The sequence below is a fragment of the Dechloromonas denitrificans genome (assembly GCF_001551835.1).
Classification (GTDB): domain Bacteria; phylum Pseudomonadota; class Gammaproteobacteria; order Burkholderiales; family Rhodocyclaceae; genus Azonexus; species Azonexus denitrificans.
Genome location: NZ_LODL01000021.1, coordinates 423,497 through 435,867, shown reverse-complemented (window position 1 = coordinate 435,867; position 12,371 = coordinate 423,497). Strand labels below are relative to the sequence as shown.

The window sequence follows — 12,371 nt, the reverse complement described above, 5'->3', positions numbered from 1 at the left end:
GGCCGGGCTGCTTCCGGCTTAACCCCGGTTCGCGTGCAGTTGCAGGCGAACCAGGTCGGCCACGTTGCCGACACCGAGCTTGTCCATCATCCGCGCCTTGTGCACCTCCACCGTGCGCGGGCTGATGCCGAGTTCGGCGGCGATTTCCCGGTTGTGCTGGCCGTTGACCACCTTTTCCATGATTTCCCGTTCGCGCGGGGTCAGGTTGCCAAGCAGGCGCTGCGTCTGGTCCTGATTCATTTTGGCGACCAGGCTGACCTGCTGGCGGCTGAATGCCTCGGCCAGGCCGGCCAGCAGCTTTTTGTGGTCGAGCGGCTTTTCGAGAAAGTCGATGGCCAGGGCCCGGAAGGCTTCACGGGCCGAGGCGACGTCACCGTGGCCGGTCATCACGATGACCGGCAATTCGCTGCCCAGCTCGGCCAGGTGCTTTTGCAGCGACAGGCCATCCATGCCGGGCATCCGGATGTCGAGCAGCAGGCAGCCGCGCCATTCCTTTTTGTAGGCCTTGAGGAAACTTTCGGCATCGGCAAAGACGGCGACCCGGTAGTCGTGGATGCCGAGCAGCAAGCTCAGGGCGTCGCGGACGGAAGCATCGTCATCGACGATAAAAACGCTGAGTGGCTCATGCATGCGAGGGGCTCTCCTGAAGCGGCAGAATGATTTTGAAGATGCCGTGCGAGGCGACTTCTCCCCACAGCGTGCCGCCATGGGTTTCGACGATGGCCCGGCTGATGACCAGGCCGAGGCCGAGGCCGCTTGATTTCGAGGACTGGAAAGGTTCGAAGAGCAAGGCTGCCTCCTTGCCGGAAAGGCCGGTGCCGGAATCCTCGACCTCGATCGAGACCCGGTTGCCATGCAGCACTTCCGCCCGCAGTGCGACCTGGTGCCGTTCCAGTTCGCTGGCGGCGACGGCATCGAAAGCGTTGGCCAGCAGATTCCGGAGCACCACTTCAAGTTGCAGGCGGTCGGCCAGCAAGGTGGCGTCGGGAATCGGGCCAAGCGTGAATTCGACGCCGCGTTGGACGGCCTTGTCCTGGTAGGGGCGGCTGGCCTGAGTGATGATCTCGGCCAGCGGCAGCGCTTCCAGCTTGGTGGCGCCGGTCCGGAAAAAGTCGCGCAGGCGGCGGACGACTTCGCCGGTGCGGCCCGATTCGAGCAGCATGCCCTGGATCGCCGCATTCAGGCGCTCGCCCGACTCGCCGCGCTCAAGCAGTTTTTCGCAGGCGGCGGCGTAGGCGGCCAGTGCCGTCAGCGGCTGGTTCAACTCGTGCGCCATGGCACCGGCCATTTCGCCTGCCGCGGCGAGGCGCAGCGTCTGTTTCAGTTCATCGCTGGTGCGCCGCTGTTCATCGACCACGCTGCCGATGAAAAAGCCGATCAGGGCCATCGCCAGCGACAGCATCTGCATTTCGGCGACCGTCACCGCGCTGTAGTCGAGCGCCTGGACGACGGCGATCACCTCGGCCTGCAGCAGCGAGGCGGAGATGATGGCGCCGGCCATGCCCTGGCGGGCGGAAGCCCAGACGATGGGCAGGAAGAGCAGATAGAACAGCTTGGAGCGGTTGTCATCGCCGACGTCGAAGGCCAGCCACAAGGCGGCCAGGCTGAGCAGTGCATAGCCCAGCGTTTCCCAGCGCCAGGCGGCGGCTTTCAGCAAAATGCGGCCGCGTTCGCTGCTCAGCCACCAGAAGAGGGGCATGGCGACCGCAATGCCGACGCCGTCGCCGACCCAGAAATGCAGGACGCCGGTTTTCCAGCCGCTCGCCGGCAATAGCCCGAGCAGGCTCAGGCTGCTCAGATAGACGAGACTGATCAACAGGGTGCCGCCGGCGATCGGGACTATCCAGTTGAACAGCGCGGTGCGGTCGTCGAGCAGGGTGGCCGGCGGCAGCCGGCGGCGCAGCAGTTCGCCCAGTGCGATGTAGCCGGTAGCCAGGATCAGCGTCGCTCCGAGACTCGTCCACCAGGCTTGCGGCAGGCCGCGGATCAGCCATTCGCTGAGCAGCAGTGTCGCGGTCAACGGCAGCCAGGCCGATTTTCCCAGGCGCAGCAGGAAAACCAGCCCGAGGGCCGGGGCCGGGTTCCAGGGCGTGATGTTCAGCCCGTGCAGCGGATCGATGAAGCTGGCGACATCGAGGGCAATGTAAAGGCCGGCAAAGCCGAGGTAGAGCAGGAGGGGGTTCAAACCGGGAGGGCGCATTGCCGGAAAGGTGGTGCCTGCATTGTGACCGAGACGATGGAGGGCGGTAATAAGGGAATCCCGTAGGTGAAAGCGCTAAGCGACTCCCGAATTATCGCAAAGGCGGCAGATGGCTATATTGGAGTGCATATCGCTTCGACCCGAAATCATGCCGAACATTGCTGCCTCAACCCCGGAAATCGTCGCTGCCGTCATTTTTGCACTGGCGGTGCTGCACACCTTTTCGACCAAGTTCTTCGCCCATCTGGCCCATGCCCAGCCGCGCCATGCCGGTCTCTGGCACCTGCTGGCCGAGGTCGAGGTGGTCTTCGGTTTCTGGGCCTTCATCCTGATCGCCACGCTGGTCGGGCTGTCCGGCAAGGATGCTGCGGTCGACTACCTGGAAGCACGCAATTTCACCGAGCCGATGTTCGTCTTCGTGATCATGGTGATTGCCGCCAGCCGCCCGATCCTGAACACCATCATTGCGCTGGTCCAGTTTATCGCCAGCATGATCCCCATGCAGCGCGTGGTGGCGGTCTATTTCCTCTGCCTGTCGGTCGTGCCGCTGCTTGGCTCCTTCATTACCGAACCGGCCGCGATGACGCTGGCCGCGCTGATGCTGCGCGATCGCTATTTCCAGCAGCAGCTTTCCAACCGCCTGAAGTACGCCACCCTCGGCCTGCTTTTCGTCAATATTTCGATCGGCGGCACGCTGACCAATTTTGCCGCACCGCCGGTGTTGATGGTGGCAGGCAAGTGGCAGTGGGACAGCCTGTTCATGCTCTCCCATTTCGGCTGGAAAGCGGCCTTCGCCGTATTCGTCAATGCCGCCGTGCTGACCTGGTTCTTCCGCCATGAAATTGCCGCCAAGGGGCAGGTCGACGGGGCGCCGGCCAGCATGTCGCGCACCGTCGCCGGCGTCCACCTGCTATTTCTCGTCGGGGTCGTATTCTTTGCCCACCATCCCGTCGTCTTCATGGGCTTTTTCCTCTTTTTCCTGGGGTATACCGAAGCCTACAAGCAGTACCAGGATCGCCTGATCCTGCGTGAAGGCTTGCTGGTCGCCTTCTTCCTGGCCGGCCTGGTGGTTCTCGGCGGCCTGCAGCGCTGGTGGCTGCAAAGCGCCCTGACCGGCGTTGAACCGACCGTGCTCTATTTCCTCGCCACCGCCTTGACGGCAGTCACCGACAACGCCGCGCTGACCTACCTGGCTTCGCTGGTCGACGGCGTCTCGCCGGAATTCAAGTACGCCATCGTGGCCGGCGCGGTGACCGGTGGCGGCTTGACGATCATCGCCAATGCGCCGAATCCGGCCGGCCTCTCCATTCTCAAATCGAGTTTCGACGAACAGTCGGTCAGCCCGCTCGGCCTCTTCCTGGCCGCCTTGCCGCCAACCTGCGTCGCCATCTTTGCCTTCCTCGCCCTGTAATGACCCGCGCCAGCCCGATCCTGCGTTCGCCTTGCCTGCAATGGCTGCTTGGGCAGGTCTTTCCGCAATTGCGCCTGTGGCCGGTGGGGGAGTGGCCGGAACTGCTGACGCGGATAGGCGGGCTGGAATTCGACCGTTTCGAGCGCCTCGGCATGCTTGCCGGTGTCGTGCTGGTGACCTGGCTATTGCAGCCGGCGGCGCGGATAGAGGCTGCGCCGGGCATGGTTTTCCTGACTCAGTTGCTGCTTTCCTTGCCCTTGCTGCTGCTTGTGGTCGGGCCATTGTTTTTCCGCCGGATGCGCCGGGGGCTGGATCAGGCCATCCGGCAGCGCAGCGGGCTAACGGCGGATTCCGCCAGGGAAGGGGAGTGACATGGGAGATCTGTCGATCATGAAAAATCTGCATTCCGTTGCCCCCGGCAGTGGGCTCAAACTGTTGATCCCGATCGATGCCAGTGCCGAGTCGGCGTGGAGCCTGCGCTATGCCATCGAGTGCGCCCGGGCCGGCGTTGCCGTCGAGGTCTGCCTGCTCCATGTCGCCGAACCGGTACGTAACTGGGAAGTGCTGCGCTTTTACACCGAGGCCGAAGTCAGCCAGTATTTCCAGGAACGCGCGGCCATCTTTCTCGAGGCCGCGGCCAACACCTTGCGCGATGCCGGTATTCCCAGCCAGTGCTATTTCCGTGAAAGCGAAGCGGTCGCCGGCATCATCGACCTGGCCGAAGAACTCAATTGCTCGGCGATCGTCGTGCCGAGCACCTATTGCCTCGGCCTGTTCCCGGCCGGACTTGGTCGCCGCCTGCGCCAGCGCCACGGCACGGTGCCGCTGACCCTGGTGCTGGCTGACGGCTCGCCCGAAGCCTGAGGGTCGCGCTTTTCTCGTGGAGGAGAGTTTTCAGGCGGGCAACCGCCTGTTTTTTTGCCTGCGGCGTCTGGCTGCCATCATAGCCGCCGCTCTTTGTCTGCCAATTGACCGCTCCCCGATTGTTCCGGATAATGAGAACGATTATCAACTAAGCCAGCCAAACCGCAGCGCGGATAGCCAGCCGAAGAGTTACCTCTCAGGAGCTTTCCATGGACCTCGCGGCCGCATCCGGCGAATGTATTGGCGACATCTATCGCGCGCATCATGGCTGGCTGCATGGCTGGTTGCGCCGCCAGATCGGTTGCGGCGAGCGGGCGGCGGATCTCGCCCACGATACCTTTCTGCGTTTGCTTGGACGGCGGGAGACCAAGCCGCTCGGTGAGCCGCGGGCCTATCTGACCACGGTCGCACGCGGCCTGCTGGTCGACTTCTGGCGTCGTCAGACGCTGGAGCGGGCTTGGCTGGATGCCCTGAGCAGCCAGCCCGAGCCGTTCGCGCCGTCGCCGGAAGAAAAGGCGCTGGCCTTGGAGGCGCTGATGCAGGTCGATGCCATGCTCGACCGCCTGAAGCCGCGCGTCCGCGAAGCCTTCTTGCTGTCGCAACTCGACGGCCTGACTTACCGGGAGATCGGCGAACGCCTCGGCGTCAGCGAGCGGATGATCAAAAAGTACATGGCCGAAGCCATGCTGAATTGTTTGATGCTGCAGGCCGGCGATGCCGATGAATAAGGAAAATGCCGCCCTGGCCGCCGCCGCCGAATGGTTTGCCCGACTGGGTGACGAAACAGCCGACGAAGCCGAGCGGCAACGCTGGCACGAGTGGCTGGCTGCCGCCCCCGAGCACGCCCAGGCCTGGGCACGGGTCGAGATGATTGCCCAGCCGTTTTCCCGGCTGCGGGCCAATGCGCCTCCGGCTTGCTTCCGACAAGCGCTGCTGGAGGCACGACGCGAATTGAGCTGTAAATCGCGCCGGCAGGCGCTGCGCCTGCTCGGCGTTGGCGCCATGGCGCTGGGCGGCCTCGCCGTGCTTGGGGCCGCCTTGCCGCGCCCGGCAAAGTGGCAGGTGCTGGCGGCACTGACTGCCGACTTGCGGACCGCGGTTGGCGAAACCCGCCAGCTCGAACTCGATGATGGCAGCCAGTTGAGCCTGAATACGGCGACCCGGGTCAAGGTCGATTACAACGACGAATTGCGCCGTATCGTCCTCTACGATGGCGAAATATTGCTCGATTCGGGTGTCGACCGCAGGAGTGTGCCGCGCCCGCTGGTCGTGGATACCGTGCATGGCCGGGTCACGGCACTCGGGACGCGCTTTTCGGTACGCAGCGTGGGCGGCCAGACCCTGGTCGATGTCTTTGCCGGCGCAGTGCGTCTGGCGCCGGCGGACGACAATCGCACGGTGATTGTCGAGACCGGCGAAAGCGGCCGTCTGACGGCCCGGCAGGCCGCCGCCCATGGTTCCGCCGCAGCGGCTCGCGAGGGCTGGACGAAAGGCTTGCTGATTGCCGACAACGTGCCGCTGGCCGATTTCCTCGCCGAACTCGGCCGCTATACGACCGTGAAGCTGGAGGTGGAGTCGCGCGTCAGCCAGCTGCGGCTAGTCGGCGTCTACCGCATCGGCAATCCGGAACGCGACTTGCCGCTCATCCTCGCCGCCCTCGAAGGCAGCCTGCCGCTGCAGGTCGAAAGGGCGGGGCACGACCACTTGCGGCTGATCGCCAAATAATTTCTTGAACGGCAGTTCCCTTTTTCGGGGCGTGTTCGGCATACCAGGTGAAACAACACATTCATTCTCTGGAGCTTCTCTCATGCCGGATCTTCATCTGCTTTCCCAACACACGCTGGTGCTGGCTGTCCGCGCCGCTCTTCTGGTCGGGCCGGCGCTCGGCCTCGGTTTTGCGCCGCAGTCGGCACTGGCCCAGGCTGCCCGCCCGGCACAGGCCTTCGATATTCCGGCCGGCCCGCTGTCGACGACGCTGACCCGCATTGCCAGCCAGGCCGGTTGGCAACTGAGTGTCAATGCGGCGCTGCTCGCCGGTAAAAATGCGCCGGCCATCGCCGGCAGCATGAGCGCCCAGTCGGCCATCGAACAGGCCCTGGCCGGCAGCGGCCTGGACGGGGTGGTGGTCGGTGGCGAACTACGCGTCCGGCCGCGTAGCGAGTCCGAGGCCACCTTGTCGCCGCTCACCGTGACGGCAGCCATGCAGCCGGGGGAGTTGCCCAAGGCCTATGCCGGCGGCCAGATGGCGCGGGGTGGGCGGCTGGGCATGCTGGGCAATGTCGATACGATGGATTCGCCCTTCAGTGTCACGGCCTTTACCGCCCAGAGCATCCAGGATGCCCAGGCGACGACGGTGGCCGACATGGTGCGCCTGGACCCGTCGGTACGCAGCAGCGGCATGGGGGCCGACAATGCCGATGCCTTTTTCATCCGCGGCTTTGCGGTCGGTGACAACAACACCGGGGAGATCGCCTTTGACGGCCTCTATGGCGTCGGTCCGAACTATCGCGTTATGGCCGATTACGCCGAGCGGATCGAAGTTCTCAAAGGGCCGGCGGCGATGATTTACGGCATGTCGCCGAACGGCGCCGGCGGCGGCACGATCAATGTCGTGCCGAAGCGGGCCGCTAATGATCTGACGCAGGTGCGGGGCGACTACCTGAGCGATGGCCAGCTCGGTGGGCATGTCGATGTCGCCCGTCGTTTCGGGCCGGAGCGCCAGTTTGGCGTGCGCTTCAATGGTGCCTACCAGAACGGCGATACGGCACTCGACAATCAATCGAAACGGACCAGCCTGGGTGCGCTGGCGCTCGATTACCAGGGCGAGAAGCTGAAGGCGACGCTGGATCTGATCGATCAGCGGGAGAATATCGATGCTCCCTCCCGGCGCTTGTGGCTGAACAACGGTGTGGCGGTGCCCGAGGCGCCGGACGGCCGGCGCAACACCACGCAGTCCTGGGAATACTCGCGTAGCGACGAGCAGTCGGCGCTGTTGCGTCTTGAATACGAGGCGGCCGAGCAGCTGTCGGTGTTCGGTAGTTTCGGCACGGCGCAGACCGATGTCGAGCGCCTGTTCAATACGCCGTCAATCACCAGCAGCAGCGGCAATACCAGTGTTTTGCCGGTGGCGGCGATTTTCGACGTGCAGCGCAGTTCGCTCGAAGGCGGCTTGCGCGGGCGCTTTGAAACGGGGGCGCTGAAGCATCGGGTGACCCTGCAGTTCAGCCGCTACGAGGATAGCCTGGGGCGCGGAACGGTGAATGGGCGGACTTACACGTCGAATCTCTACAACCCGATCGACCAGCCGGCACAGGATGTTGCCTTGCCGGGCAGCGTGCTCAAGCAGTCGGCCAATACGCTGAGCGGCGTCGCGCTGTCCGATACCGTGTCGGCCTTTGACGAACGGCTGCAGGTGATCCTGGGTCTGCGCCAGCAGAACGTCAATTCGGAAAACTATGCCGCCAGCGGCGCCGTCAGCAGCAGCTACGACAAGAGTGCGCTGACGCCGATGCTGGGCGTGGTCTTCAAGCCGCTGAACCATGTTTCGCTGTACGGCAACTACATCGAAGGTCTGGCCAAGGGCGACAGCGCGCCGATGACGGCGCTCAATGCCGGCGAGGTCTTTGCGCCGTACAAGACGAAACAGCATGAAATCGGCGTCAAGGTCGATCACGGCCGCCTGATGACCATGCTGAGCGCCTTCCAGATCACCCGACCGAGCGGGCAATTGAGCAACAACGTCTATGCCGTCGATGGCGAGCAGCGCAATCGCGGCATCGAGCTTTCCGCCTTCGGCGCGGCTGGCGACGGGGTGCGTCTCTACAGCGGCATCACCTGGATCGACGCCAAACTGACCCAGACCAATAGCGCGGCAACGCAAGGCAATACGGCGGTCGGCGTGCCCGGCGTGCAGGCCAGCTTCAATGCCGAATGGGATGTGCCGGTGCTGAGCGGCCTGACCGTCAGCGGCAGCGTGCTGCACAGCGGCAAACAGTATGTCGACCAGAGCAACAGCCGGCAGTTGCCGGCCTGGACGACGCTCGATCTCGGCGCCCGCTACAAGACCAGCCTGGTCGGCAAGAACGTCGTCTGGCGCGCCAACCTGCGCAATGCGCTGGACAAGGAATATTGGGCCGGGGCATCGACCTGGAGCACGCTGGCCATCGGCATGCCGCGTACTTTCCAGTTGTCGGCGACGGTTGATTTCTAAATGGCGCAATTGGCTAAGAAAAACGCTGATTTATTCAAATATGTCATTCCCGCGAAGGCGGGAATCCAGAAAATCAACGAACTGGATCCCCGTTTTCGCGGGGATGACCAATATTTCAGCGTTTCCCTAAAGGATGCACGCAATGAAATTTCACCACGCAGTATTGACCCTCGCCCTTGCCCTGCTGGCCGGTAGCGTCCAGGCGCACGGCCTCTGGGTGGCCCAGCGGGCAGGGCAGTGGGCGGCGGTCTATGGCGAAGGAGCCGAGGACGAGGCTTATGATCCGGCGGCTATCCAGCAGGTTGAGGCCTGGAACGAGCAGGGGCAAGCGGCCGGCTGGCGCAGCGAAATACGGGCCGGACAGTGGCGCTTCGTGCCCGAGGAGCCGGTGGCCCGGCTGGCTTTGCGCCTCGATGCCGGCGCCTGGCGCGAGATGACGGATGGCCGTTGGCTGGCCGACGGGCAGGCGGCGGGGGCCGGGGAAGTCCGCCGGACCTGGCGCCTGCTGCGCTATGCCAGCGCCGTGCTCGCCGCGTCGGGCGAGCCGGCTCGGCCGCTCGGCCTGCCGCTGGAAATTGTGCCGCTGAAAGATCCCCTGGCCTTGCGCAAGGGCGAGCGCCTGCCGCTTCGCCTGCTGCTGCGCGGGCAGCCTTTGGCCAATGCCAAGCTGATCGGCGACTTCATCAATGACGACCAGGCGGCGCCTCTGCGCACCGATGCCGCCGGTCTGGCCGTCGTCACGCTGGGCAGCAACGGCTTGAATGTCATCCAGGCCAGCCATGCCGAGGCATGTGTGGCGGAGTGCACGAGCCAGCGTGTCGCCCATTCGACGACACTTTCCTTTAGCGTGCCGCGCCGGCCGGAGTGACGGCCGAATTCAGCCGAGCAGGGTAAGGACGATTTCCCGCCGGTGGCTCTGGGTCCGGTGTTCGAACAGGTAGATGCCCTGCCAGGTGCCGAGCAGCAGGCGGCCGTCGGCGAAGGGCACACTCAGCGAAACGCCGGTCAGCAGCGAACGGGCGTGGGCCGCCATGTCGTCGTCGCCTTCGAGGTCGTGGCGGTAGGCCGGGTCGCCGTCCGGCGCCCAGCGCTGGAGCAGGGTTTCCAGGTCGCGGCGGACCGTCGGGTCGGCGTTTTCGGTAATCGCCAGGCTGCAACTGGTATGGCGGACGAAAATGTGGGCAATCCCGACGTCGACCGCAGCACTGGCCACCAGCGCGGCGATTTCGCCGGTGATCTCGGTCGAACCCCGGCCGCGCGTGGTGATCGACAGGCGATACTGTTCGGCCATCGCCCGGCTCAATCCTTCTTTTTCAGCAGGCCCTGCAGCGCGGCAAACGGGTTGTGCGTTGCGCCGCCGCCGCCCAGCGAACTGTCGGTGTAGCCACGGTCGGCTTCGATCTGCTTCTGGTGCTCGTTGTCGTGGCAGTAGAGGCAGAGCAACTCCCAGTTGCTGCCGTCGTTCGGGTTGTTGTCGTGGTTGTGATCGCGGTGGTGCACCGTCAGTTCGCGCAGGTTGGCGGTGGTGAATTCGCGGGCGCAGCGGCCGCAGATCCACGGGTAGATTTTCAGGGCGCGCTCGCGGTAGCCCTCGGCGCGGCTGTCGGCGGCCTTGCGGGCATCGCGGACGACCTGGTCGAGGCGGCTGTGGTCGATGGCTTTCATGGGGTGGTCTCCGTTTGGCGGGTGTATTTGAACTGTTTCAGGTCGTAGCCCTGGCTGGCAGCGGCGTTCAGGGCGCGCTCGATGTCGGCGGCCGGCAGTTGCGGCGTGCGCGACAGCAGCCACAGGTATTTGCGGTTGGGGTTGCCGACCACCGCCCAGCGGTAATCCGGATCGAGGGCGATGACCCAGTAGTCGGAACGGAAGGGCCAGAAGAAGGAAACCTTCAGTTCTGCACTGCGCGCCGCCTCGGGCGCCCAAGCCCGGCCGCTGGCCTGATCGAAGCCGCTGTCGGTACGGCAGCGGTTGGTGACGCTGACTTCGCCATCCGTCTTCAGCACGTATTCGGCTGTCGTGTCACCGATGCACTGGCGCTGGAAGAACATCGGGAAGGCGCCGATTTCGTGCCATTTGCCGGCATAGCGAGCGAGGTCGACCTGACCGACGCTTTTGACGGCCGGCTCTTCGGCCCGGGCAACGGGAACGAGCAGGGCGAGGGCCAGCAGACTGGCGAGGGCGGTTGTACAAGGACGTTTCATGGCGACTCCAAGGCTGATGCGGCAGATTCTAACGTGCCGGCTTGCCTTGCCAAGGGCTTGCCCGGTGCTGGTGACGAGCGGGCGCAGCCCTTAGAATCGGGTTTTGCCCATTTCCAGGTAAGACAACATGCCCCGCATCAAGATCGATTTGCCCGAGCGTTTCAGTTTTTCGACCGAAATTCCCATCTACATCAGCCATATCAACTACGGCCATCACCTCGACAATGCGGCGCTGATCTCGCTGGTTTCCGAGGCGCGGGTGCGCTTCTTCAAGTCGCTCGGCTATAGCGAACTGGATGTCGAAGGCGTCGGCATCGTTGTCGCCGATGTCGCGGCGCAGTATCGTTCCGAAGCCTTCCACGGCGAAACGCTGCTCGTCGAAATGGCCGCCGACGATTTCAACAAGTACGGCTGCGACCTGGTCTGGCGTCTCAGCGACCAGGCCAGCGGCCGCGAAGTGGCGCGCGGCAAGCACGGCATCATGTTCTTCGACTACACCGCCCGCAAGGCGGCCCTGGTGCCGCCGGCCTTCATCGCCAAGGTGAGCGCCTGAGCATGATCCCGATCCGCTACGTCGAGCCGGTCTTCCGGCCGCCCAGCGAGGCGGAATCGCTGATCCTGCCGGTCACCGATGGCTGTTCGTGGAACCAGTGCACTTTCTGTGAGATGTACACCGCGCCGCAGAAGAAATTCCGCGCCCGGGAAGAAGACGAGGTGCTGGAAAGCATCCGCCTGACCGGCCAGCGCTACGGCGATCAGGTACGCCGGGTCTTCCTGGCCGATGGCGATGCGCTGGTCCTGCCGACCCGCCGCCTGTTGAGCATTCTCGAAGCGATCCGCACGCACCTGCCGGCGGTGCGGCGGATTTCCTCGTACTGCCTGCCGCGCAACCTGCGCAAGAAGTCGCAGCAGGAAATCGACGAACTGGCGGCGGCCGGCCTGAAGATGGTCTATGTCGGTGCCGAGTCGGGTGACGACCAGGTGTTGGCGGCGGTCAACAAGGGCGAAAGCTTTGAAACCACCCGCGAGTCGCTCGACAAGCTCGGGCAGGCCGGCATCACGCGTTCGGTGATGATCCTCAACGGCCTGGGTGGCAAGGCGCTCAGCGCGCAGCATGCCGACAATTCGGCCCGCCTGATCAATGCGACGCAACCGGAATACCTGGCGACGCTGGTGGTCAGTTTTCCGCAGGGCGAACAACGCTTGCGGGCCGGTTTTCCCGGCTGGGAGCCGTTGAGCCAGCATGAACTATTCGTCGAAACCGAGCGCCTGCTGAGCGGGCTGGAACTGAAGCGCACCGTTTTCCGCAGCGACCACGCCTCGAACTGGCTGGTCCTGAAAGGGACGCTGGGGGCGGACAAGGCGCGCTTGCTGGGCGAGGTCCGCCAGGCGATTACTGCGCCCGAGTCGGCCGGCTTGCGCCCAGCCTGGGCGCGGGGGCTGTAGCGCCCTTGGCTCAATTGACCGGCAGTACGATCCGGTCGC

14 protein-coding genes are annotated in these 12,371 nt (G+C 64.5%); 9 read left to right on the top strand and 5 right to left on the bottom strand.

The genetic code is table 11. The features are described from left to right. Positions 1–18 precede the first annotated feature (18 nt). Positions 19–630: a response regulator transcription factor gene (locus AT959_RS13155; protein WP_066883796.1), complete on the bottom strand. Its 612-nt coding sequence runs from the start codon at positions 628–630 to the stop codon at positions 19–21. Next, positions 623–2,185 carry an ATP-binding protein gene (locus AT959_RS13150; RefSeq protein WP_205629914.1) on the bottom strand — a complete coding sequence of 521 codons (1,563 nt, stop codon included), beginning with the start codon at positions 2,183–2,185 and terminating at the stop codon, positions 623–625. Before AT959_RS13150 ends, AT959_RS13155 begins: the two co-directional genes overlap by 8 nt. A 163-nt stretch (positions 2,186–2,348) precedes the next feature. Here AT959_RS13150 and AT959_RS13145 point away from each other — a divergent pair, with 163 nt between their 5' ends. From AT959_RS13145 to AT959_RS13115, 7 genes are all read left to right on the top strand, one after another. Then, the gene (locus AT959_RS13145) at positions 2,349–3,611 is read left to right on the top strand and encodes a putative Na+/H+ antiporter (RefSeq protein WP_066883792.1); all 1,263 of its coding nucleotides are present in this window, start codon (positions 2,349–2,351) and stop codon (positions 3,609–3,611) included. Beyond that, positions 3,611–3,982, top strand: coding sequence for a hypothetical protein (locus tag AT959_RS13140; RefSeq protein ID WP_066883790.1), 372 nt, complete (start codon positions 3,611–3,613; stop codon positions 3,980–3,982). Before AT959_RS13145 ends, AT959_RS13140 begins: the two co-directional genes overlap by 1 nt. A gap of 19 nt (positions 3,983–4,001) precedes the next feature. Beyond that, positions 4,002–4,475: a universal stress protein gene (locus AT959_RS13135; protein ID WP_157651303.1), complete on the top strand. Its 474-nt coding sequence runs from the start codon at positions 4,002–4,004 to the stop codon at positions 4,473–4,475. A gap of 209 nt (positions 4,476–4,684) precedes the next feature. Further along, positions 4,685–5,203 (top strand): sigma-70 family RNA polymerase sigma factor, encoded by a 519-nt coding sequence (locus AT959_RS13130; protein WP_066883786.1) that lies wholly within the window; start codon positions 4,685–4,687, stop codon positions 5,201–5,203. Next, a complete protein-coding gene (locus AT959_RS13125) occupies positions 5,196–6,200 on the top strand; it encodes a FecR domain-containing protein (RefSeq protein WP_066883784.1) in 1,005 nt (334 codons plus the stop codon). The genes AT959_RS13130 and AT959_RS13125 overlap by 8 nt, the downstream gene beginning before the upstream one ends. Before the next feature lie 82 nt (positions 6,201–6,282). Next, positions 6,283–8,685, top strand: coding sequence for a TonB-dependent receptor (locus AT959_RS13120; RefSeq protein ID WP_066883782.1), 2,403 nt, complete (start codon positions 6,283–6,285; stop codon positions 8,683–8,685). A gap of 142 nt (positions 8,686–8,827) precedes the next feature. Next, a complete protein-coding gene (locus AT959_RS13115; RefSeq protein ID WP_157651302.1) occupies positions 8,828–9,553 on the top strand; it encodes a DUF4198 domain-containing protein in 726 nt (241 codons plus the stop codon). Positions 9,554–9,562: 9 nt separating this feature from the next. Here the strand turns inward: AT959_RS13115 and AT959_RS13110 are convergent, their stop codons facing one another. The 3 genes from AT959_RS13110 to AT959_RS13100 are packed head-to-tail and all read right to left on the bottom strand — an operon-like array spanning position 9,563 to position 10,886. Next, positions 9,563–9,976, bottom strand: coding sequence for a secondary thiamine-phosphate synthase enzyme YjbQ (locus AT959_RS13110; RefSeq protein ID WP_066883778.1), 414 nt, complete (start codon positions 9,974–9,976; stop codon positions 9,563–9,565). A gap of 8 nt (positions 9,977–9,984) precedes the next feature. Continuing rightward, positions 9,985–10,350, bottom strand: coding sequence for a YajD family HNH nuclease (locus tag AT959_RS13105; RefSeq protein ID WP_066883776.1), 366 nt, complete (start codon positions 10,348–10,350; stop codon positions 9,985–9,987). After that, entirely contained in the window at positions 10,347–10,886 is a 540-nt protein-coding gene (locus tag AT959_RS13100) for a lipocalin family protein (RefSeq protein ID WP_066883774.1), read from the bottom strand. Before AT959_RS13100 ends, AT959_RS13105 begins: the two co-directional genes overlap by 4 nt. Before the next feature lie 127 nt (positions 10,887–11,013). Here AT959_RS13100 and AT959_RS13095 point away from each other — a divergent pair, with 127 nt between their 5' ends. Together AT959_RS13095 and AT959_RS13090 are read left to right on the top strand one after the other, a co-directional pair. Next, on the top strand, positions 11,014–11,439 hold the full coding sequence (locus AT959_RS13095; RefSeq protein ID WP_066883772.1) for an acyl-CoA thioesterase: 426 nt from the start codon (positions 11,014–11,016) through the stop codon (positions 11,437–11,439). Positions 11,440–11,441: 2 nt separating this feature from the next. Then, positions 11,442–12,332: a radical SAM protein gene (locus AT959_RS13090; protein WP_066883770.1), complete on the top strand. Its 891-nt coding sequence runs from the start codon at positions 11,442–11,444 to the stop codon at positions 12,330–12,332. The last annotated feature ends 39 nt before the right edge of the window (positions 12,333–12,371 follow it).